Origin of the sequence: Dermatophilus congolensis (assembly GCF_900187045.1) — a bacterium.
GTDB lineage: Bacteria > Actinomycetota > Actinomycetes > Actinomycetales > Dermatophilaceae > Dermatophilus > Dermatophilus congolensis.
On record NZ_LT906453.1, the window covers coordinates 2,063,760 to 2,086,020 of the forward strand.

Here is a 22,261-nt window from a genome sequence, read left to right on the forward strand (position 1 = left end):
GTCGGGGTAAGGATCCTTCGTTGAGCGCTGGGAGCGTGACTTTTCGTGACGGTGATGCTGGTTCTGGGCGGTGTTCGTAGCGGGAAAAGTCGTTTGGCTGAGCGGCTTGCTGGAGCATATGAGCGGGTCACATATGTGGCCCCTGGGCCGGTGCCGGATCCGGTGGCTCCGCAGGATGCTGAGTGGCGGGAGCGGGTTCGGGCGCATCAGTTGCGCCGGCCGGCTCATTGGGTGACGCGTGAGACCGGTGATGTTCCGGGGGCTATCAACTCTGTCGCCAGTGAGTCTGCAGGTGGGCGCGGGGCTGTTTTAGTTGATTGTTTGGGTACGTGGACTACTCGGCTTATTGACGATGCGGGGGCCTGGGAAGAGCGGGATCGGGCAGTGGGTGTGGTGGAGCAGGGGTGTGCGCGGTTGGGTAGTGCGTTGGAGTCGACCGGTGGTGCGGGGGTCGATGTGATTTTGGTGTCGAATGAGGTGGGGTTAGGGGTGGTTCCGGCTCATGTGTCGGGGCGGCTTTTCCGGGATGCGCTTGGTCAGGTGAATCAGTGTGCGTCTGCTGTTGCCGACCGGATGGCGTTGGTTGTTGCTGGTCGGGTGGTGGATTTGACGGGGTTTCCTACGGTCGATGATGTGGCGATGGGGTGGGGAAATGCTCGGTTTGGTCGTAGGGGTGCGTGATGGTGCGTGATGTGTTGTGTCTGGCGTTTGGGACGTTGACGACGTGGCGTGTGCCGCCGCCGAGAAATATTGATGCTCGGGTGGCTGCGGGAGCGATGTTGATTGCTCCGGTGGTTCTTGTGCCGTTGCTTGTGTTGATGGGGTTGGGGGTGTGGGTGGGGTCTTTTTTGTCTGTGTCTCCTGCGGTGGTGGCTGCGTTGTTGCTTGCTGTTCTTGCTGTTTCGAGCCGGGGGATGCATCTGGATGGTTTGGCTGATACGGCTGATGGGCTGTCGGCGTCGTACGACCGCGCGAAGGCCCTTGATGTGATGAAGCGCAGCGATATTGGCCCTAGTGGTGTGGCTGCTGTGGTTTTGAGTGTTTTGGTGCAGTTCAGCGCGCTTGTTGCTTTGGTTCAAAGTGGTGCGGGTGTGGTTTTGGCTGTGGTGGCGGTGGTGGTATCGCGGGCGTCGTTGGCGTGGGGGTGCCGTCGTGGGTATCCGGCGGCTTCGTCTTCGGGGTTGGGGGCTACTGTGGCTGGTTCTGTTTCGCCGGTGGCGTTGGCGGTTGTGTCAGTGCTGGTTGCGGCTGGCAGTGCGTTGGTTACTCATGTTTGTGGGGGCGGTTGGTGGCATGGTCTGGTTGTGTTCGGGGTGGGGGTGGCGGCTGTGTTGCTGTTGTTGCGTCATGCGCGGGCGCGGTTAGGTGGGATGACTGGTGATGTTCTTGGTGCGGGAGTGGAGATTTCTTTGAGTGTTGCGTTGGTTGCGGGGGCGGTGCTTGTGGCTGCTTCGTGATGTGGGGGTGGAAAGCAGTGAGGGTGCGGACCGGTTAGTTCCGGTTCGCACCCTCACTGTTGGGCAGGGGTAGATCAGTCGGCGACGCCGGTTTCAACGAAGGGTGGGCGCTGCACGATGGCTTTGAGTTTGCGGTTGCGGACGGCGATGAATACCTCGTCGCCGGCTTTGATGCCGCGGTCGATCAAGCCCAGGGCGATGCCTTGTTTGAGTGAGGGTGACATGGTTCCTGATGTGACAACGCCGATGACGTTTCCGTCGGCGTCGAGGATTTCGCAGTCTTGACGCGGGATGCCTTTGTCTTGGACTAGCAGGCCCCAGGAGAGGCGGGCTTTTTTCTCTGCGCGCTGGGTGGTGAGGAAGTCTTTGCCCCAGAAGGCGGGTTTGTCCCATCCGATGGCCCAGACGGCGCGAGCCATGTTGGGGGTGATGTCGAGGTTGAGTTCGTGGCCGTGGAGGGCGTAGCCCATTTCCATGCGGAGGGTGTCGCGAGCGCCGAGTCCGCAGGGGCGGCCGTTGAAGGGTTCGATGGCTTTGAGGAGTTCGCGCCATAGGTCTGCGCCTTTGTCCCAGGGGCAGACGAGTTCGTAGCCTTTTTCGCCGGTGTAGCCGGTGCGGCAGACGGTCATGGGGATGCCGTTGTGTTCTGCCTGTTCGAAGGACATGTATTCCATGTCGGTGGGCAGGCCCATGGCGGTGAGGACTTTGGGGCTGTCGGGGCCTTGGACGGCGATGATGGCGTAGTCGGTGTGTTCGTTGGTGACGGTGATGCCTTCGGGGGCGGCTTCGGACAGGAGGCGGACGACTTCGCTGGTGTTGGCGGCGTTAGGGATGAGGAGGATGTCGTCTTCGGCTCGGACGTATTGGATGAGGTCGTCGACTACGCCGCCGCTTTCGTTGCAGCACATTGTGTATTGGGCTTTGCCGGGGCCGATTTTGCGTAGGTCGTTGGTGAAGCAGGAGTTAACGAAGTCGAAGGCGCCTTGTCCTTTGACGGTGGCGTTGCCGAGGTGGCTGACGTCGAAGATGCCGACGTGTTCGCGTACCGCTGCGTGTTCGGTGAGGACTCCTCCGCCTGCGTATTCGATGGGCATGAGCCAGCCGGAGAAGTCGGCCATTTTGGCGCCGAGGGCGAGGTGTTCGTCGTGGATTGGGGAGAGTTTGTCTTCGCTCATATGGGTCACGTTAGGGCCGTGGGCGTTTTGGCGCAGCTACATGTCGGTTCCTGGTGGGGTGGGGCGTGTTAAAAGTGGGTTTTTTTGGGGGGGGATCGGCCTGTCTGGTGTGGACAGGCCGATCGGTTGGTGTGGGTGGTGGTGTTATGGGCGGGGGTTGACGACCATGGCTGATCCGCCTCCGCCGCGGGTGCGTTCGGCGGCGGGGATGAATACGCCTTGGGTGGGCATGGCGATGGCGGTGGCGCGTCCGAGGGTTTTGGTTTCGGTCATGGGTTGTCCCATGGCGCGGAGTGCTTCACCGGTGGCTGATTTCATGAGTTGTGGTTCGGCGCCGGCTGCGGTGTTTCGTGATGACAGGCGTGGGGTGTTGACGGCTTCGACTGCGGTGAGGTTGCGGTCGAGGTAGCCCAGGAGGATTTGGGCGGTGGTGCTGATGATTGTGGAGCCTCCTGCGGCGCCGGTTGCGAGGATGGGGCGTCCGTTTTTGGTGACGATTGTTGGTGACATGGATGAGCGGGGGCGTTTGCCGGGGGCGGGGAGGTTGGGGTGTGGGATTCCTTTGGTGGGGGCGGTGAATTCGAAGTCGGTGAGTTGGTTGTTGAGGAGGAACCCGTAGCCGGGGACGACCATGCCGGAGCCGCCGAATTGTTCGATGGTTGAGGTGTATGAGGCGACGTTGCCCCATCGGTCAGCGACGGTGAGGTGTGTTGTTGAGGCGCCTTCGTTGATTTTTCCAGGTTTGCCTGCGGGGCGAGGTTTGCAGGGGCCGTATTTTCCGTCGGGGTTTCCGAAGACGATGGGGCGTTGTGCGGCTTTGTCTGGGTTGAATCCGCAGGCGCGTTCGGTTGCGTAGGCCGGGGAGATGAGTTCGTTGACGGGGGCTCCGGGGACGTCGGCTACCCATCGGTTGCGGTCGGCGAAGGCGGCGGCGCTGGCTTCGGCGAAGCGGTGGAGGTATTGGGTGTTGTCTGTTTTTGATACGGGGGTGCCTGTTTGTTTTTCGGTTTCCTGCATGAGGTTGAGGATTTCTGCTACTGCGGTGCCGCCGCCGCTGGAGGTGGGCATGCCGTAGATGGTGAGGTTTTTGTGTTTGCTGACTATGGGCTCTTTGGGGAGGGCGCGGTAGTTGGCGAGGTCGTTCATTGTCATTCCGCCGGCGGGGACGGTGATGCCAGGGGCGGTGGCGGGGTGGTTGACGGTGTTGACGATGGCTTTGCCGATGGGGCCGCGGTAGAGGGCGTCGGGGCCTTGGGTGCGTAGGAGGTGGTAGGTGCGGGCGAGGTCGGGTTGGCGCAGTACGGTGCCGGGTTGGATGGGTTTGCCGCCGGGCAGGAAGATCGCTGCGGTAGCAGGGAATTTGGCGAATCGTTTGGCGTTGTCGGCGGTTTCGGCGCTGAATGCTTGGTCGACAACGAATCCGCGGCGGGCGATTTCTTCTGCGGGTTGGAGCATTTGGGATAGGGATCGTTTGCCCCATTGTTTGAGTGCCATTTGCCAGATGGCTGGGTTGCCGGGTACGCCGACGGATAGGCCTGAGTTGACGGCTTTGTCGAAGTTCATGGGTTTGCCGTCTGGTTCGAGGAAGGATGTTTCTCGGATGGAGGCGGGGGCGGTTTCGCGTCCGTCAATGGTCTGGACTTTTTTGGTTTTGGCGTCGTAGTGGACGAAGAATCCGCCGCCACCTAGGCCGGTGGCGTAGGGCTCGACGACGTTGAGGACTGCTGTGGCTGCTACTGCCGCGTCTGCTGCGGTGCCGCCGCGGGCGAGGACGTCGATGGCGGTTTGTGTGGCGATGGGGTCGACGGAGGCTGCTGCTCCTCCGGAGCCGGTCATGGTTGCTTTTTTGGGCAGGCGGTGGCTGATGGGTCCGGGGCTTTGGGGTGGGGAGGCGGTGGCGGGTGCGGCTGTTGCTGTGGGGATGAGGGCTAGGGACAGGGCGAGCGCGAGCGCTGTGCGATTTTTCATGAGCGCGACCATACGTCAACGCTGTTGTGCCCCAGCTGTGTTGGTGGGCGTTTGCGCTGTGAGGTGGGGTGGTTGTGCTGCTGGTTTGTGCTGGTTGGGCGGCTGGGTGGGATTTTTGTTGGGGCTTGTTGTTTCTCTTGCCTTTTGGGCAGGGTGGGCGCTCTATTGTCGGTGGTGACACGCATGTCCGGGTTGGCTCGTTAACGCCGCGCTTATCCCTCGTGTGAGAAGAGCCACATGTATGGCTGGGGCATGCACACAATGGGGGACGAGTTGTCCGTGTTTTCTTCAATTTGAGAGGTTTTTCGTGATCGATATCAATGTGAGTGTCCAGAGTGCCGCTGAGGCTGGCGTCGATGCTGTGGTGGTTTTCGCGACGAGTGTTTCTGGGCGGGCTGTGCTTGTTCCTGGTTCGCGGTTGCCGCAGGAGACGCAGGCCCATGTGGAGTCGGTGTTGGAGGCTGTGGCTGCTTCGGGTAAGGCCGATTCTGTGACTGCTGTGGTGGGTGCCCCTGGTGTGGCTGCCAAGCTGATTGTGGTTGTGGGATTGGGTGCTGGTGTTCCGGAGAAGTTGGCGCCGGAGAAGTGGCGTCGGGCTGCTGGTGCTGCGGCGCGTCATTTGTCGGCTCACCGTCAGGTCGCGGTGGTTGCGCCTGTGGCTGATGAGGATGTCGTGGGTGCGCTGGCTGAGGGTGCGGCGTTGGGTTCGTACCGTTTTGTGGAGCACTTGTCTGCGAAGGTGCGGGAGCGTCGTGCGGCTAAGCAGGTGGGGCCGACGTCGGTGACGGTGTTGTTGGAGCAGTCGTCGGAGGAGCTCGCTGATGCTGTGGCGCGGGCGAGTGTGGTGGCTGCTTACCAGTGCTTGGCGCGGGATTTGGTCAACACGAGCCCGAACGTGTTGTACCCGGAAACGTTCGCTGATCGTGCAGTGGAGCTCGCTGGCGAGCACGACTCGTTGTCGGTGGAGGTTTTGGACGAATCTGCTCTGGTTGAGGGCGGTTTCGGTGGAATCGTGGGTGTGGGGCAGGGATCGGTGCACCCGCCGCGGATTGTGACGCTTTCTTACCGGCCTGAGGGCGCAACGACCACGGTGGCGTTGATTGGTAAGGGCATCACCTTCGATTCGGGTGGTTTGTGCATTAAGCCTGCCGACAGCATGGCGACGATGAAGTGCGACATGGGTGGCGCTGCGGCGGTGCTTGGCACGGTGTTGGCTGCTGCTGAGTTGGAGCTGCCGGTGGCTGTGACTGCGTACCTGTGCTTGGCCGAGAACATGCCTGGTGGGGCTGCGCAGCGTCCGGGTGATGTGGTGACCATGCGTGATGGTTCCACAGTGGAGATCATCAACACAGATGCTGAGGGTCGTTTGGTGATGGCTGATGGGTTGGCTCTGGCTGTGGAGTCGGCTCCCGATGCGATTATCGATGTGGCTACTCTTACCGGTGCTGCCATGGTGGCGTTGGGATCGCGTACGGCTGCGATCATGGCCAATGATGATGATTTGCAGGTAGCGCTCACTGAGGCTGGTGGGTTTGCTGGTGAGGCTGTGTGGCCGATGCCGATTGCTGAAGAGATCCGGGCGACGTTGGATTCGGATGTGGCGGACTTTAAGCACATGGGTGGCCGTTTGGGTGGCGCTATGTCTGCGGCGGCGTTCTTGCGTGAGTTTGTGCCTTCCGGTGGTGCTCATGGTGCCGGTGCGGCTGAGTCTGGTGATGGTCAGGTCACTGATGGTGCTGAGGCTGTGGCCGCGGATGACAAGAAGCACATTCCGTGGGGTCACATTGATATTGCTGGACCTGCTTTCAATGAGGCGAGTGCGTATGGATACACGGTTAAGGGCGGCACGGGATATGGCGTCCGCACATTGATCGCTTTCTTGGAAGGGCTTGAGTAACAGCGAAATCGGTCGATTCGGGGAGGAGTGATCTCCGGTTCTGGCTTTAGTGCCAGGAGTGGAGGGGTCACTCCTCCTCGACGTACCGCGTGGTGCGTTCACCTCGAATTAGTGGAGGCACCTCCCTCGTGACCACGTTGCTCAATAGCCCTGCTCAGCGCGGTACCCGCGCTGCCCGTCATACGCGGGTGGATTCTTTGGATGGGATTCGTGCGTTGGCGGTGATCGCGGTGATCGCTTATCACGTGTCGCTACCGGGGGCTGATGGTGGTTTCCTCGGGGTGGATGTGTTTTTTGTGTTGTCGGGGTTTTTGATCACCACGTTGCTGATGCGGGAGCTAACTGGCACGGGGCGGATCGATTTGGGTGGGTTTTGGGTGCGGCGGGTGTTGCGGCTGCTTCCGGCTTCGGTGTTGTTGATTGTGACTGTGGTGGGGGTGTCTGCTTTTGTGGCTGCGCCGTTTCGGCGGGCTGATATTGGGGCAGATGCGTTGTGGTCGTTGTTGTATGTGGGGAATTGGCGGTTTATTGATGCCGCTGGGTATTTCAGTAATGACGGCAGTACTTCACCTTTGCAGCATGTGTGGTCTTTGGCTGTGGAGGAGCAGTTTTATGTGGTGTGGCCGTTGTTGTTGGTGGTGTGTGTAGCGCCGTGGGTGCGGGCGTGTAGCCGTGTTGTCGGTGTTGAGGGTGGTCTTGATTCTGCGGCGCGTTCGGAGATCGCTGCGGTGCGGCGAGTGGCGGTGCGGCGTGGTGTTTTTGTGGTGGCGCTTGTGGTGGGGGCGGCTTCGGCGGTGTGGTTTGCGTGGCTGTATGACCCGCACACTGCTGAGCGTGCCTATATGGGCACTGATACGCGGGTGTTTGCGCCGCTGGTGGGGGCGGCGGTGGCTGCGTGTATGCAGGTTCGTGGGGTGCAGTTGTTTGTGACGCGTCGGGCTCAGCCGTTGATGGCGTTGGGGTTGGTTGGGGTGGTGGCGGGGTTGTGTTTGTTGGGTGGCCAGCACAGTCCTCGCCCGGCGTATTTTTTGGGTGGTGGGGTTGTGTTTTCTGTGGTGGTGGCCGTTTTGGTGGCGGCCACGAGTGCGGCGGATCGGCGTGAGGGGCTCACGCTTGTGTTGGGGTCGACGCCGTTGGGGTGGATTGGGCGGATTTCGTATGGCATGTATTTGTGGCATTGGCCGTTGGTGGTGTGGATCATCGGTGATCGGCAATGGAGTCCGGTGCGTGCGGCCGTGGTGGTGGTAGCGACGGTTGTGGTGGCTCAGTTGTCATACACGCTGGTGGAGGTGCCATTGCGTACGGGGCGGTTGCGTGCGGTGGCGCCGGTGCGGTTGCTTCCGGCTGCCGCTGGCGTGGTTGGGGTTGTCACTATGGTTCCGGCGGTTTTGGGTGGCACGGTGTGGAATCGGGTTATTCCTGCTGTTGCTGGACCTCAGGTGGGGGAAACGTCGTTGGTGTTGGTGGGCGATAGCGTCATTCAGCGTTTGTTGCCAGCTTTGGATGTTGAGGCCAGGCGGCGTGGGGTGACGGTGCTTAGTGGTGCCAGGGGTGGTTGTCCAGCGTTGTTGGTGAAGGCTACTGATGCCAATGGGGCGCCGTTGAGTGGCGGTAATTGTGCGGCGCAGGTGGGTGAGCGGCAGGCGAAGGCTGTCGATGAGGCTAAGGGGGGTGTGGTGGTGTGGTGGTCGCGGTATGAGATCGCGGATCGGGTGGGGGCTGATGGTCGTTTTTTGGGTGCGGGGTCTGCGGAGTTTTGGGATGCACAGATCGCGGATTTCCGTAAGTCTGTAGATGCGTTGACGGTGCGGGGTGCGCGGTTGGTTGTGGTGGAGATGGATCGTCCGGGGGTTGGGTTGGATAGTCGGTGTTCGCCGACGGATTGCCCTGAATTCCTTTCGCGGATGCGTAACCGTGATGAACTTCGCGTTGAGTGGAATTCTCGTTTGCGGGAGTATGCGGCATCTGATCCGCGAGTGAGCGTGATTCGTATGGACGATCTGTATTGCCGGAATGATGTGACTCCGTGTGATGACCATGCCCCTGCTCGCGCGTCAGCCAAGGATGTTTTCCCTTCTCCGGAAGGTTCTTTAACGCGACCGGATGGGGCACACTTCTCACCGGCAGCGGCTCCTGGGGTTGCTGCTGCGCTTCTTGACCGCGTCGGTGCTGGCTGAGGCCGCGGCTGTTGCGCGGTGGTTGAGGTACCGCTGGCCGCTGTGAGGTCGTCCTCATGGCACGTGTCCACTGACACATCGGCCTAGAGTGGTACTGAACAAACGACTACGGAGGGATCGCTTTCATGTCCGATCGCGTCACAATGCCGGCTCTCGGTGAGTCTGTCACCGAGGGCACCGTCACCCGCTGGCTCAAGAGCGTGGGCGACGAGGTGGCCGTTGACGAGCCGCTGCTCGAGGTTTCGACTGACAAGGTCGACACCGAGGTGCCGTCCCCGTTCAGCGGGACGCTTGTCGAGATTCTCGTCCCCGAGGACGAGACCGTTGAGATCGGTACCGATCTCGCCGTGATCGGCGACGCCTCCGAGGCGTCTTCGACCCCTGCTGAGGAGAGCGCACCTGAGCCGGTCGCTCCCGCCGAGGAAGCCGCCCCTGCTGAGGAGGCCGCTGCGGCTACTCCGGCTGGTGAGGTTTCTGGTGGGCAGGAAGTGAAGATGCCTGCACTGGGTGAGTCTGTCACCGAGGGCACTGTCACCCGCTGGCTCAAGGAAGAAGGCGAGGAAGTCGCCGTTGACGAGCCGCTGCTGGAGGTTTCGACCGACAAGGTTGACACCGAGGTGCCGTCCCCGTTCGCGGGCAAGCTGACCAAGATCCTTGCCGCAGAAGACGAGTCCGTCGCGGTGGGTGGCGTGTTGGCGATCATCGGTGGCGAGGCCGCTGCTGCCGCCCCGGCGTCCACTCCGGCTGCTACGCCGGCTGAGGAAGCCCCAGCGCCTGTGAAGGAAGCCCCAGCTACCCCGGCGAAGGAAGCCGCTGCTGCACCGGCAGAATCGGCTGACTCTGGTGCTGCCGCCTACGTCACCCCGCTGGTGCGTAAGCTCGCCGCCCAGCACGGTGTGGACCTGTCTAAGGTCAAGGGTTCGGGTATCGGTGGCCGTATCCGTAAGCAGGATGTCCTTGAAGCCGCTAAGCCTGCTCCGGCCCCGCAGGCCCCGGCTGCTGCTGCCGCCGCTCCGGCTGCCGCTGCCGCGCCGGCTGCTGCTGCTCCTGAGGTGAAGGTCTCGGAAAAGCGCGGCACCCGCGAGAAGATGACCCGTCTGCGCAAGGTCATCGCTCAGCGCATGAACGAGTCGCTGCAGATTTCGGCTCAGCTGACCAGCGCTGTCGAGGTTGACATCACGCGGGTTGCGCAGCTGCGCGCGAAGAACAAGGACGCGTTCCTTGCTCGCGAGGGCGTCAAGCTGACCTACCTGCCGTTCATCTCGTTGGCCACGGTTGAGGCGCTCAAGCAGTTCCCTGAGCTGAACTGCCAGGTTGAGGGTGAAGAGATTGTCTACCCGGCGGCTGAGCACCTGGGTATCGCTGTAGACACCCCGCGTGGTTTGCTCGTGCCGGTCATCAAGGATGCTGGCGACCTGAACATCGCTGGTATTGCGCGCAAGATCTCTGACCTCGCTTCTCGTACCCGTGACAACAAGGTCACACCGGATGAGCTGGGTGGCGGCACGTTCACCATCACGAACATCGGTTCTAACGGTTCGATTATCGACACCCCGATCATCAACCAGCCGCAGGTTGGCATCTTGGGTACGGGTGCGATCGTTAAGCGCGCAGTTGTTGTCACTGACGAGCTCGGCAACGACAGCATCGCGATCCGTCACATGATGTTCTTGACGCTGACCTACGACCACCGTGTGGTTGATGGTGGCCTTGCTGGCCGCTTCTTGACCACGATCAAGAAGCGCCTCGAGGGTGGCGCCTTCGAGATCTGAGTTGTGGATGCCTGTCTGGGTGGCTAAGCCCAGATGGACATAGGTGAGGGGCTGTTTCCTTCTGATCGAAGGAAACAGCCCCTCACTGTTGTTGGGTTTTCTCACCTTGTGGGGAGATTTTCGGTGATTGGGCTGACTGCGCAGCTGGCCAGGTGGGACGTCTAGGCTGGTGTTATGCGTTTCGAGCACGTGGGTTTGGCGCCTCATTTCGTCGACTATCAGGCCGGGTGGGACTATCAGCGTGAGGTGCACGCGAAAGTTGTGGCTGGTGAGCTCGAGGATACTGTGCTGCTGTTGGAGCACTCCCCCACCTATACGGCGGGTAAACGCACCCAGGACAAGGACCGCCCTAAAGACGGCACTCCTGTGATCGATGTGGACCGGGGCGGGAAAATCACGTGGCATGGCCCGGGGCAGCTGGTGGGGTACCCGATTGTGCACTTGCCCAACCCGATTGATGTGGTGGCGCATGTGCGCCGTTTGGAGCAGGCAATCATGAATGTCTGTGACCATTTCGGGGTGCCCACGATGCTCGTTGAGGGGCGTTCGGGCGTGTGGGTGGCTGCAGATGAGCGCGGACCGGAACGTAAGGTCGCCGCGATCGGTATTCGGGTTACGCGGGATGTGACGATGCATGGGTTCGCGATCAACGCGAACTGTGATTTGTCGTGGGCGCAGAACATCATTCCGTGTGGGCTTGATGATGCCGGGGCGACAAGTTTGTCTTTCGAGCTGGGGCGAGATGTCACGGTCACCGAGATCCTGCCAGTGGTGGAGCGTGAGATTTTCCAAGTGATTTCGCCTTACACGAGCGTCGCGGAGCAGGCGCATCGGGCCGCGGATCGGGTATTGGGTTTGGGGTGAAGTGAACCACTGACCGCTGCGGCGGCGCTACGCTCACCATGACCTGTCCTGTCCGGGCGCGCTATGATGCTCCCGCCCGGGCGTAGTCTGTTAGGACACATTCGTCGATGCCCTTGGAGACACTTTCGTGACCGCAGCACCTGAAGGCCGTCGCCTCCTTCGCGTGGAAGCGCGTAACGCCACCACGCCGATCGAGCGCAAACCCGAATGGATCCGCACGACGGCCAAGATGGGTGAACAATTCACCCAACTGCACGGCATGGTTAAACGAACCGGCCTGCACACCGTTTGCCAGGAGGCGGGGTGCCCCAACATTTACGAATGCTGGGAGGACCGGGAAGCCACATTCCTTATCGGCGGTGATATTTGCACCCGCCGCTGCGACTTCTGTGATATCGCCACTGGTCGCCCTCGCCCGATGGACCCGAGCGAGCCGCGCGCGGTAGCTGAGTCGATTAAGTCGATGAATCTGCGGTACGCCACGGTGACTGGTGTTGCCCGTGATGACCAGCCCGACGGGGCCGCGAAACTGTATGCGGACACCATCCGCGAAATCCACGCGTTGAACCCCAACACAGGCGTGGAGATCCTTCCCCCTGACTTCGGTGCGCAGCGTGAACTGGTGGAGCAGGTGTTTGAGGCTCGGCCGGAGGTCTTCGCACACAACCTGGAGACGGTGCCGCGCATTTTCAAGCGGATCCGTCCGGCGTTCCAGTACGACAAGTCGTTGCGGGTTATCACGATGGCCCACGAGTACGGCCTGGTCACCAAATCGAACCTGATTTTGGGGATGGGTGAGGAAGACCACGAGATCGAGCAGGCCATTCGTGATCTCCACGAGGCTGGCTGCGACATCCTCACCATTACGCAGTACTTGCGCCCCTCTAAGCTGCACCACCCGATTGATCGTTGGGTCAAGCCGCAGGAGTTCGTGGCCTGGTCTGATTTTGCTAAGTCGATCGGTTTCGCTGGAGTGATGGCTGGCCCGTTGGTGCGCTCCAGCTACCGCGCTGGCCGCCTGTGGGTGCAGGCCATGCGTGAGGCTGGCCGTCCACTCCCGGAGAACCTAAGCCACCTCGGTGAGGGCTTGGATGAGCCCGCACGCCAAGAGGCCGTGTCGTTGGTGGAGAAGACAGCAGCCAAAGACAAGGCTGCTTGCTGACAGCCTCTGACGTGGCACGCGACCGATTCGGTAGGCTTCACCGGGTCGGTCGCTGCGTGCATACGCCAGCACGTTACGGCCCTTAATAGACATCACTCTTTCTGCGGTTTCACCCTCATTCTTCGACGAGGAGCCCCACCGGACATGGCAACCAGCGAACGCGGCAACGACAAGCCCAAAAAGAAACGGTTCAGCCAGCTCAAGCAGGTATTTGAGCTTGCTTCCCGTGAACGCCCGCGCATCCTGTGGGAGATGATCGGGATCATCGTCGGGATGGCGCTACTTGGCGCTGTGATCGGCGGATCTTTCGGGCACCCGATTTACGGCGGTTTCTTGGCCGTTTTGCTTGGCGTGTTGGCGGCGATGTGGCTGCTGAGCAAAACTGCTGAGCGGGCTGCGTATGCCTCCCTTGAAGGCCAACCGGGTGCTGGTGGGGCTTTGCTGCAAAGCGTGCGCGGCTGGGCAGTCGAGCAGGAGCCTGTCGCTATCGAGGGTGGCCGCAACCCCTCCATGCACGACGCAGCCCTGGTGTACCGCGCGGTTGGTCGCCCCGGTGTAGTTCTCGTGGCAGAGGGCCCTCGTGGGCGCGCCACCCGCCTGCTGGCTAATGAATCGAAGAAGACTGCCCGTTTGGTCCCGAACGTGCCGGTTCACACTTTCCGCCTGGGCCACGACGAGGGTGAGGACGCCACTCGCCCCACCATGTTGACCAAGCAGATGCGTAAACTTCCCAAAAATCTGACCAAGCACGAGGTCGGTGAAGTAGATCGGCGTTTGCATGCTCTTGGGCGTGTGAAGGCACCAATCCCCGCAGGGATCGACCCCACGAAGGCCCGCCAGATGGGTAAAGGGCAGCGCCGCCGCTGACCTTCACCGAAAGCTCTGCAATTCGTGTTGGGGCGTGCACACCACGTGGTGTGCACGCCCCAACACTTGTATGCGCTGCTGCGGGTTTCAGCGCCGAATAATCACTGTCCCGGCCAAGAGATCATGCAGGCCCCGCCCATCGGTGTCATTGATGAACGGGGGAATCGCTAGACACAGCAATACCGCCCGAATCGTCCCGGCTTTCCATCCGACCCACCCCCGAGGCAGGCGCTCCACCCTGATCCCCAACAGACGATGACCGATAGTGGTCCCCACCGTGGAGACGAGCACGATATTCATGACGCCCAGCACGAGCAGCGGTTTAAACGCATCAAGTCCGGGCGCATTTGGGGTGAACCCCAGCAGTCCCGCGGCGATGATCTGGCTGATGAAACCATCAATCAAGATGGCCACAATCCTGCGCCCGATACCGGCCATCGAGCCGCTGCCCTCTTCAGGTAGGCCTAGACGTTCTCCCGGGTAGGCTCCCCCACCCACGCGCTGGGGGCCTTCCAGCCACGAGCCAATGTCTTCACGATTAACCACACCACCAGCTTAGGGTGGATACGGCCCTGCGTAACGTGGCCGAAACAATCGGGTCATTGCGGGGAAACCGGCACCAACTAAGGTTCGAACCGAACGACCATCACGTCTCATGCAATGGGTGAGGCGACGACAGGAGGCTGGCGTGTTCACCAAACCCGAGGAAGTCCTCAAATACATCAAGGACGAGCAGATCGAGTTCGTCGACATCCGATTCTGCGATCTGCCGGGCGTGATGCAGCACTTCAACATCCCCGCTTCCACCGTGGATGAAGATTTCTTCACCGAAGGTCAAGCCTTCGACGGCTCCTCGATTCGTGGTTTTCAGGCCATCCACGAATCCGACATGAAGCTGATCCCGGACATCAAGTCCGCATATCTGGACCCGTTCCGCACCAACAAAACCCTCATCATGAACTTCTCGATCGTGGATCCGTTCACGGACGAGCCTTACTCCCGCGACCCGCGTAACATCGCCGCCAAAGCAGAGGCCTATCTGAAGTCCACAGGCATCGCAGACACGGCGTTCTTCGGCGCCGAAGCCGAGTTCTACGTCTTCGACGACGTGCGTTTTGAAACCAACGAACGCTCCGGCTACTACTTCATCGACTCTAAAGAAGCAGCCTGGAACACTGGCCGCATCGAAGAAGGCGGAAACCTCGGCTACAAAACGCCGTACAAGGGTGGTTACTTCCCCGTCCCGCCGGTAGACCACTTCGCCGACATGCGTGATGAGATGTCCAAGGTGATGGCGCAGGTCGGGCTCGACGTGGAGCGGGCACACCACGAGGTCGGCACTGCTGGTCAGCAAGAAATCAACTACAAGTTCAACACCTTGTTGCACTCCGGCGATGACCTCATGAAGTTCAAGTACGTCATCAAGAACGTCGCCTGGCAGGGCGGGAAATCCGCGACCTTTATGCCCAAACCGCTGTTTGGTGACAACGGCTCGGGCATGCACACCCACCAGAGCCTATGGAAAGACGGCAAACCGCTGTTCTACGACGAGGCTGGCTACGGCGGCCTGTCTGACATCGCCCGCTGGTACATCGGTGGCCTGCTTGAGCACGCCCCGGCAGTGTTGGCGTTCACCAACCCGACCGTGAACAGCTACCACCGCCTCGTGCCTGGCTATGAAGCACCGGTCAACTTGGTGTACTCGGCACGTAACCGCTCGGCGTGCATCCGTATCCCGATCGCTGGGGCTTCCCCGAAAGCCAAACGTATCGAGTTCCGTATCCCGGACCCCTCGGCTAACCCGTACTTGGCGTTCGCGGCACAGCTCATGGCAGGCCTGGACGGCATCCGTAACCGTATCGAGCCGCCGGAGCCGGTCGACAAGGACCTGTACGAGCTCCCCCCGGAAGAGCACGCACAGATCAAGCAGGTTCCCGGATCGCTGCCGGAGGTGTTGCAGGCGCTGCGTGAGGACCACGACTTCCTCACCGAAGGTGATGTGTTCACCGAAGACCTCATCAACACGTGGATCGAGTGGAAGACGAAGAACGAAGTGGACCCGATCCGCTTCCGTCCCCACCCGCACGAGTTCGAGATGTACTACGGCATCTGAGGCGTAATTAGCTGAAACACCAGACAAACGTGGTGGGGTTTCCTGAACTAACTGGTTCGGGAAACCCCACCACGTTTTTGCTGATATAAGTGCGTGCCTTACGCAGCTGGGCCTGGACGGACCTGTCCTTCAGGGTCGACACGTTGAAGGATCTCGTTCGTGATCTCCCCGAAACGGCAAATCTGTTCTCTGGTAAGTGGGTCCATAAGGAGTTCACGAACCCGTGCAACATGCCCCGGCGCTGCCGCCTGAACTTTCTCGCGACCCAACGGGGTCAGCCGGGCCAGCGTCGAACGACGATCCGCAGGATCTGTGGCCCGGACAATGAGACCTTCTCTCTCTAGCCGTTTCGCGACATGGCTCAGCCGAGAAAGCGACCCACCAGTGAGGACCGCCAAGTGACTCATCCGCACCTGAGGTGGCTCTTGTTCACTGAGCATGGCCAACACCATGTACTCAAAGAACCTCAACCCCGAATCGCGCTCCAACTGCCCGTCCAGCAGGGTGGGTAATTTAATGAGCAGCCCAGCAAAACCCACCCACGCTTCACGCTCATCACTGTCGAGCCATCGTGGCTCCTGCGGCTCTGGCACAGCGTTGCCGGCCTCGTGGGTACCACCGCTCTTACAATCCCCTGACATGTGTTCAAGTCTACGGCAGTAGTTGAGTGTTTCTCTGAGCTACTTCGCTGGTACCCAGGTCATCTCAACGGAACCCACCAGTGCAGCAGTGTCCCTCCTTCGAGGCGACGATGGGCGATAAACGTCCCCCCATGACTGCGCGCCCGATCGGCCAAATTATCCAGACCGCTACGACGCCCACCATCAGTGACCCCTACCCCATCGTCAATAATCACTACCGACACTGCCTCATCATTGACCCGCACAGTCACCGACCCATCCGTGGCCCGCGCATGCCGCATCATGTTCGCCACCCCCTCACGGGCGACAGCAACAACATCGCTTTTCACCTGCATGGGTATCTGCTCAACACGCCCTTCAATCACCAGGGCGGGAGCAAAAGGCCCCGCCGCTGCTGCTTGGCGCACCAAGGATTCCAGCTCCTCTTTCACCTCACCGGCAACAGGGGTCAAGCTGGCGCCAGCGACCACCTCACGCAGCAACGTGACCGTCTCTTCCATGTCACGCACAGCATCATCGAGGCGGGTTCGGGTCGCGCCGCCAGCGGTACGTGCAGCTATCTGCAACGCCATCCCCGAGGCAAACAACCGCTGAATCACGTGATCGTGGATATCGCGCGCAATGCGTTGCCGCTCCCGAGAAACTTCCTGCTGGGCGTGCGCATACGTACGGCGCCGCTGCTCGCCAGAGGCATCAATGACCCGAGCCACCCAAGCGGCAAACCACGACAACTTCCCAACCTCACCGTGTGGGGCACCGGTAGACAACGACCACCCGAGCACCAAAAGCCCCACATCACGTACCGCAGTGAACATCGGCAAAACCAGCAGCACCGCCGAGTCCTCAATACCGATACAGCTACGCAAATCCTGCACAAGTTCCCCAGGGCTTTTCCCCTGCGCACCCTGCGGGAAAAGAACCGGATCATGATGACGCAGAATCCGTCCCCACACACGGCTCCGCAAAACGCCCTCACCGGCAACAACATCCCCACAAGGACTGACCGCCTGCACACGCAGACACTTCCCCTCGCCAGGCAAAGCCACTACAGCAAAACCAGCCCCACTAGCCTGCCTGGCCTGCTGCGCCACCGCAGCAAACAACTCCGCTTGCGTGCATCCCTCCAACGCCGCCATCGACAGCATCAGCAGCGCCTGCACACACGTTTCCCGCTCAGTTAAAGAGGTCATCACTGTGCGTTGCGGCAAACACCGCGGCCTGAGTGCGTCTTTTCATTCCCAGCTTGGCCAGGATCGCCGTGATGTAGTTCTTCACCGTTTTCTCCGCAAGGAACAAATCCTCACCGATCTGCCGGTTCGTCATTCCCTGCGCCACCCGCGCCAGAATGCGCCGTTCCTGCGCAGTCAAGCTCCGCAGGCGCGGGTCAGAAACATCACTACACCGACCAGCGCTGCGTTGTGCAGCGCTGGTCGGACGGCGGGCATCCAGCCGTGTCTGTCCCGCGGCGAGCGCCCGCACGTCGGCAAGAAGTTTTTCGCCCCTGACGTCTTTGATGGCGTAGCCGCAGGCCCCAGCGCGCAGCGCTGCGGTGAGAGCTTCTTCGTCATTGAAAGAGGTGAGGATGAGTGAGCGGATTTTTTCATCATGGGCGCGTACTGCCTGGCACACATCGACACCCGACCCGTCGGGGAGTCGCATGTCGAGGATGGCAACGTCCGGGTGGGTGAATGGTATGTGCTGTACAGCTTCTGCTACCGAGGAGGCCTCACCGACCACAGTGATGTCTGGTTCTAGCTCCAGCAGGTCGCGCAGGCCACGGCGCATGATTTCGTGATCATCGAGCAGGAACACGCGGATCGGCCTGGCGGGGGACGCGGCCTGCAGCGTGGTCATATCGTCTCCTGTCCGTAAAAGCGGCGTTCCATCACCTCGCGTGAATGACGCGCCAGTCGTAGGTAGTGCTCACCTGTTTCTGACCCAGATCCCGGCCCCCAACCGAGAATACGGGCCATTGCTTCTGCATCGACGACATGCTCCGGTACCGAATCAGCGGATCTGCCTCGCCACAGCATCACCGCGTCACGCATTTGGGAGGCAGTAACCCATGCTTCCTCTAACGCCACGCCCTCGATCTGAGTCAACAATCCCAGATCAACGGCGGCATGTAGAGCTTCTAGGGTGCTGGTGGTGCGGAGTGTCGGGTGTTGGTTGGCATGCTGGAGCTGGATCAGCTGCACTGTCCATTCCACGTCTGAGAGGCCACCGCGCCCCAGTTTGAAGTGCCGGCGAGGGTCGGCGCCGCGCGGGAGCCGTTCACCCTCCATGCGGGCCTTGAGTTTGCGGATCTCCCGGACCTGCGCATCGGTCAGTCCACCTTCGGCCCAACGGTAAGGGTCCACCGCCTGCACAAACTCTTCTCCCAGGTCTTCGGGGCCTGCGATCGGCCGGGCACGCACCATCGCCTGCCGTTCCCAGGCTTGCGCCCATCGTTGCATGTAGCTGCTGTACCCGGCGATGGATCTGCTTAATGGGCCGGTTTTACCTTCGGGGCGCAGGTCCATGTCAAACCCTAAGGAAGGGTCTGGGCCCGGGGCGCTAAGCAAAGAACGCACCTGTTGGACGATCTCTTTTGCAGCTGCTGCGGCGTCTTCGTCGCTGACTTCCTGGCAAGGGCGGTGCACAGCAAGAACGTCCGCATCCGAAGCGAACCCGCATTCCCGCCCTCCCAAACGGCCCATCCCGATGAAAGCGACCTGCACTGGCAGCTGCCCATGCTCGGCAATATAGATCCGTTCAGCGACGTCCAAAGCCGCCTGCACAATCGCTTCATTCAGGTCAGATAGTCCACGCATCGTCTCTTCGGTAGAAGAGGTGTCGATCAGGTCACCCAACGCACACCGGAACAATTCTGAACGCCGCACTTTCCGGGCCGCCACCATCGCCTCAGCTGGGTCGTCTTGGCGTTTCATCGCAGCGCGCATCGTGGCTAACACCGCTTCGCGCGAGCGCGGCAGCACCACGGCATCACCGGAAAGGATTCGTGCTGCGTCGGGGGTTTGTTCCAGCAGAGACACTAAAAACCTGCTGCGCGCCAACACTCGTGCTAGCCGTTCTGCTGCTTTGCCTTCATCACGCAGCATCCGCAGGTACCAAGTGGTGTGCCCCAAAGATTCACTAATACGACGGAAAGCAAGTAGCCCGTTGTCTGGGTCGACTTCTTCGGCGAACCAGCCCAGCATCACTGGCAGCAGTGTTCGCTGGATTGCTGCTGTGCGGGAAACCCCGGCGGTGAGTGCTTCGATGTGCCGTAGCGCTCCGGCGGAATCACTGAACCCCAATGCGGCGAAACGTTCTTTCGCTGCCTCTGGGCGCAGCCTGGCATCTTCGGGGCGTAGCCGCGCCACCGCAGACAGCAACGGCCGGTAGAACAACAGTTTGTGGATTTGGCGGACTGTGCGTTTGTGTTCTTGCCACACTGCAGTCAGCGACTCCGCCGCTGGCGCGGCCAGGCGCAGTCCCCGCCCGATTCGTTGCAGGTCATGTGGCCCCTGCGGCATGAGGTGGGTGCGTTTCATCTTCGCGAACTGCACCCGGTGCTCCACTGAGCGCAAAAACCGGTATGCCGCATCTAATGCGGCCGCATCTTCACGGGCCACATAGCCCCCGGCGGCGAGCGCCGCTAACGCCTCCAGCGTGTTACGTGACCTGAGGGATTCATCGGTACGGCCATGTACTAGCTGCAGCAGCTGCACGCTGAACTCGACATCTCGTAACCCACCTGGACCCAGTTTGAGCTGGCGATCTACCTCTGCTGGTGGGATGTGGCGCTCTACGCGTGCCCGCATGGCTTGCACATCCGTGACGAAGTTTTCACGGCTGGCTGCCTGCCACACGAACGGTCGAATAGCTTCCTCGTAGGCCTGCCCAAGCTCTGCGTCTCCGGCGACGGCGCGGGCTTTCAGCAGCGCCTGGAACTCCCACGTTTTGGCCCAGCGTTTGTAGTAGCGCACGTGCGATGCCACGGTCCGTACAAGTGGCCCTTGTTTACCCTCGGGCCGCAGTGCCGGATCCACCTGCCACAATGTTCCTTCACCTGTGTGGGCTGAGCAGGTCCGCATCACCTCAGCGGCTAGCACTGTGGCTGCTTCAATGCCTTCCTCTTCGGGGACTCCCTCAGCGGGTTCGCCAACAAAAATCACATCCACATCCGAGATGTAATTAAGCTCCCCTCCCCCACACTTACCCATCGCGATCACCGCTAGCCGGGCCTTGCTGCCCGCCTGGGGGTGGGTTTCGTGCGCCACGGCTACTGCAGCTTCCAGCGCCGCCCCAGCAAGGTCGGCTAACGCCGCGGCAGTGTGATGGACCGTTGCTTGCGGGTTCGGTGCGCTCACATCAAGGGCAAGGATGCCTAGCAGCTGCCGCCGATACGCCACCCGCAACGCATCTTGACTACTCAGGTCACCGCGCCCCTGCGGACAGACAGCTTGGAGAAGGTCACGCACTCGCTCTGAGGCTTCCATGGGGACGGCATCAACCACGGCGCTGATGTGCTCTGGGTGGCGCACCAAGTGATCCCCCAACGCCGCTGACTCCCCCAGCACCCGCAGTAGCCGATCTCGACCAAGGGACTGTGCCGTCAACAGGTCTTCTAAGCGGTCCCGCCCCACCGCTGCGACCAATCGGACCAGAGTTTTTAACGCCAAATCCGGGTCAGCAACCTGGGATATCCCCGTCAGTAACGACCCGCCTGGGGCGCTCCATCCTTCCAGTTCTGCAGCGGTAGCAAACCGTGCCGCCGTGGCCGTATCTTCAAAACCTGCACGTGCCAACCAGCCCGTCAATGACACCGAACGCGCACCCATGTCAGCGGTCGGGCAAGAACTGCTCGAGCTCGAACTTGGTCACCTGTGCTCTATACCGATCCCACTCGTCGTGCTTGTTCCGCAAGAACGCCTCGAAAAGATGCTCTCCCAACACTGCGGCCACCAGGTCAGAGCGTTCCATCTCCACGATCGCTTCCTTCAACGACTCCGGCAACGGTTCAAAACCAAGCACCTGGCGTTCCCGATGCGTCAACCGAGAGACATCATCTTCTGCCTCGTCAGGCAACGCGTACCCTTCCTCGATGCCTTTAAGCCCCGCCGCGAGGATCACCGCATACGCCAAATACGGGTTCGCCGCTGAATCCAGCGTGCGCAACTCGATCCGGGTGCTGGCTTCTTTATCCGGTTTGTACATGGGGACACGGATCATGGCACTGGAGTTGTTATGTCCCCACGAGATATACGCTGGCGCCTCCGCCCCGCCCCACAGCCGCTTATACGAGTTCACCCACTGGTTCGTCACCGCACTGATCTCACGGGCATGCTTCAACAGCCCTGCCATAAAAGACCGCGCCGTTTTACTCAACTGATACGGCGCCCCCGGCTCATAGAACGCGTTGCGCTCCCCTTCAAACAAACTCAAATGCGTGTGCATCCCTGACCCGGGAGCACCAAACATCGGTTTAGGCATAAAAGATGCCAACGCGTTCTGATCGAGCGCGATCTCCTGCACCACAGTCCGGAACGTCATGATGTTGTCGCACGTGGACAACGCATCCGCGCTACGCAAATCAATCTCGTTCTGCCCTGGACCAGACTCATGATGCGAGAACTCCACCGAGATCCCCATCTGCTCCAAAATTTGAATCACCGTGCGCCGGAAATCCTGACCCAACCCATGCGACACGTGATCGAAATACCCGGCACGGTCAACCGGATCCAACGGGTCGCGGGAATTAGCGGGCTGATTGAACAGATAAAACTCGATCTCCGGGTGCGTGTAGAACGTGAACCCCATATCGGCGGCCTTCTGTAACTGACGCCGCAAAGCAAAACGCGGATCGGCGTAACTCTGCGACCCATCCGGCAACAAAATATCCGCGAACAACCGACCCGTACTCGGCGCCTGCCCCCGCCACGGCAAAATCTGGAAGCTACTCGGATCAGGCTTAACCAACATGTCAGCTTCAGTGATACGCGTGAAGCCCTCGATCGCACTACCGTCGAACCCGATACCCTCCTCGAACGCGGACTCCAACTCCGCCGGCGCAATAGCCACAGACTTCAACGTCCCCAGCACGTCGGTAAACCACAACCGCACAAAGCGGACATTGCGCTCCTCCACGGAGCGAAGGACGAACTCCTCTTGGCGATCCATACC

Annotated in this window: 17 protein-coding genes; 9 read left to right on the top strand and 8 right to left on the bottom strand. The window is 60.9% G+C overall.

The annotated features are described in order from the left end of the window. Nucleotides 1-54 precede the first annotated feature (54 nt). Together CKV89_RS08830 and CKV89_RS08835 are read left to right on the top strand one after the other, a co-directional pair. Nucleotides 55-681 carry a bifunctional adenosylcobinamide kinase/adenosylcobinamide-phosphate guanylyltransferase gene (locus CKV89_RS08830; protein ID WP_034400574.1) on the top strand — a complete coding sequence of 209 codons (627 nt, stop codon included), beginning with the start codon at nt 55-57 and terminating at the stop codon, nt 679-681. Then, entirely contained in the window at nt 681-1,457 is a 777-nt protein-coding gene (locus CKV89_RS08835; protein ID WP_028326358.1) for an adenosylcobinamide-GDP ribazoletransferase, read from the top strand. The genes CKV89_RS08830 and CKV89_RS08835 overlap by 1 nt, the downstream gene beginning before the upstream one ends. A gap of 74 nt (nt 1,458-1,531) precedes the next feature. On the opposite strand, the gene gcvT is transcribed toward CKV89_RS08835, so the two are convergent. Further along, nucleotides 1,532-2,632: a glycine cleavage system aminomethyltransferase GcvT gene (gene gcvT, locus CKV89_RS08840; protein WP_028326359.1), complete on the bottom strand. Its 1,101-nt coding sequence runs from the start codon at nt 2,630-2,632 to the stop codon at nt 1,532-1,534. Between the two features lie 144 nt (nt 2,633-2,776). Further along, nucleotides 2,777-4,600, bottom strand: a complete 1,824-nt coding sequence (gene ggt / locus CKV89_RS08845; RefSeq protein ID WP_028326360.1) for a gamma-glutamyltransferase — start codon at nt 4,598-4,600, stop codon at nt 2,777-2,779. Between the two features lie 307 nt (nt 4,601-4,907). On the opposite strand from ggt, the gene CKV89_RS08855 reads away from it, so the two are divergent. The 6 genes from CKV89_RS08855 to CKV89_RS08880 all read left to right on the top strand — a co-directional run bounded on the left by CKV89_RS08855 (nt 4,908) and on the right by CKV89_RS08880 (nt 13,339). Then, on the top strand, nt 4,908-6,497 hold the full coding sequence (locus CKV89_RS08855) for a leucyl aminopeptidase (RefSeq protein ID WP_169714602.1): 1,590 nt from the start codon (nt 4,908-4,910) through the stop codon (nt 6,495-6,497). 128 nt (nt 6,498-6,625) lie between these two features. After that, on the top strand, nt 6,626-8,674 hold the full coding sequence (locus CKV89_RS08860) for an acyltransferase family protein (RefSeq protein WP_084440813.1): 2,049 nt from the start codon (nt 6,626-6,628) through the stop codon (nt 8,672-8,674). Nucleotides 8,675-8,799: 125 nt separating this feature from the next. After that, entirely contained in the window at nt 8,800-10,446 is a 1,647-nt protein-coding gene (sucB, locus tag CKV89_RS08865; RefSeq protein ID WP_028326366.1) for a 2-oxoglutarate dehydrogenase, E2 component, dihydrolipoamide succinyltransferase, read from the top strand. 174 nt (nt 10,447-10,620) lie between these two features. Further along, nucleotides 10,621-11,310, top strand: a complete 690-nt coding sequence (gene lipB, locus CKV89_RS08870; protein WP_051277092.1) for a lipoyl(octanoyl) transferase LipB — start codon at nt 10,621-10,623, stop codon at nt 11,308-11,310. 127 nt (nt 11,311-11,437) lie between these two features. Beyond that, on the top strand, nt 11,438-12,472 hold the full coding sequence (gene lipA / locus CKV89_RS08875; protein WP_028326367.1) for a lipoyl synthase: 1,035 nt from the start codon (nt 11,438-11,440) through the stop codon (nt 12,470-12,472). Nucleotides 12,473-12,616: 144 nt separating this feature from the next. Beyond that, the gene (locus tag CKV89_RS08880; RefSeq protein ID WP_028326368.1) at nt 12,617-13,339 is read left to right on the top strand and encodes a DUF4191 domain-containing protein; all 723 of its coding nucleotides are present in this window, start codon (nt 12,617-12,619) and stop codon (nt 13,337-13,339) included. 87 nt (nt 13,340-13,426) lie between these two features. Here the strand turns inward: CKV89_RS08880 and CKV89_RS08885 are convergent, their stop codons facing one another. Continuing rightward, the gene (locus CKV89_RS08885) at nt 13,427-13,777 is read right to left on the bottom strand and encodes an RDD family protein (RefSeq protein WP_243886653.1); all 351 of its coding nucleotides are present in this window, start codon (nt 13,775-13,777) and stop codon (nt 13,427-13,429) included. Between the two features lie 217 nt (nt 13,778-13,994). Between CKV89_RS08885 and glnA the strand changes: the two genes are divergently transcribed. Then, nucleotides 13,995-15,452: a type I glutamate--ammonia ligase gene (gene glnA / locus CKV89_RS08890; RefSeq protein WP_197697046.1), complete on the top strand. Its 1,458-nt coding sequence runs from the start codon at nt 13,995-13,997 to the stop codon at nt 15,450-15,452. Nucleotides 15,453-15,550: 98 nt separating this feature from the next. Here the strand turns inward: glnA and CKV89_RS08895 are convergent, their stop codons facing one another. The 5 genes from CKV89_RS08895 to CKV89_RS08915 are packed head-to-tail and all read right to left on the bottom strand — an operon-like array spanning nt 15,551 to nt 22,258. After that, complete coding sequence (locus CKV89_RS08895; RefSeq protein WP_084440814.1) at nt 15,551-16,093, bottom strand: MarR family winged helix-turn-helix transcriptional regulator; 543 nt, start codon at nt 16,091-16,093, stop codon at nt 15,551-15,553. A gap of 59 nt (nt 16,094-16,152) precedes the next feature. Then, entirely contained in the window at nt 16,153-17,283 is a 1,131-nt protein-coding gene (locus CKV89_RS08900; protein WP_154657554.1) for a sensor histidine kinase, read from the bottom strand. After that, nucleotides 17,267-17,947 carry a response regulator gene (locus tag CKV89_RS08905; protein ID WP_028326372.1) on the bottom strand — a complete coding sequence of 227 codons (681 nt, stop codon included), beginning with the start codon at nt 17,945-17,947 and terminating at the stop codon, nt 17,267-17,269. The genes CKV89_RS08900 and CKV89_RS08905 overlap by 17 nt, the downstream gene beginning before the upstream one ends. Continuing rightward, on the bottom strand, nt 17,944-20,919 hold the full coding sequence (locus CKV89_RS08910) for a bifunctional [glutamine synthetase] adenylyltransferase/[glutamine synthetase]-adenylyl-L-tyrosine phosphorylase (protein ID WP_034400375.1): 2,976 nt from the start codon (nt 20,917-20,919) through the stop codon (nt 17,944-17,946). Before CKV89_RS08910 ends, CKV89_RS08905 begins: the two co-directional genes overlap by 4 nt. A gap of 1 nt (nt 20,920) precedes the next feature. Next, nucleotides 20,921-22,258 carry a glutamine synthetase family protein gene (locus CKV89_RS08915; protein WP_028326373.1) on the bottom strand — a complete coding sequence of 446 codons (1,338 nt, stop codon included), beginning with the start codon at nt 22,256-22,258 and terminating at the stop codon, nt 20,921-20,923. Nucleotides 22,259-22,261 lie beyond the last annotated feature (3 nt).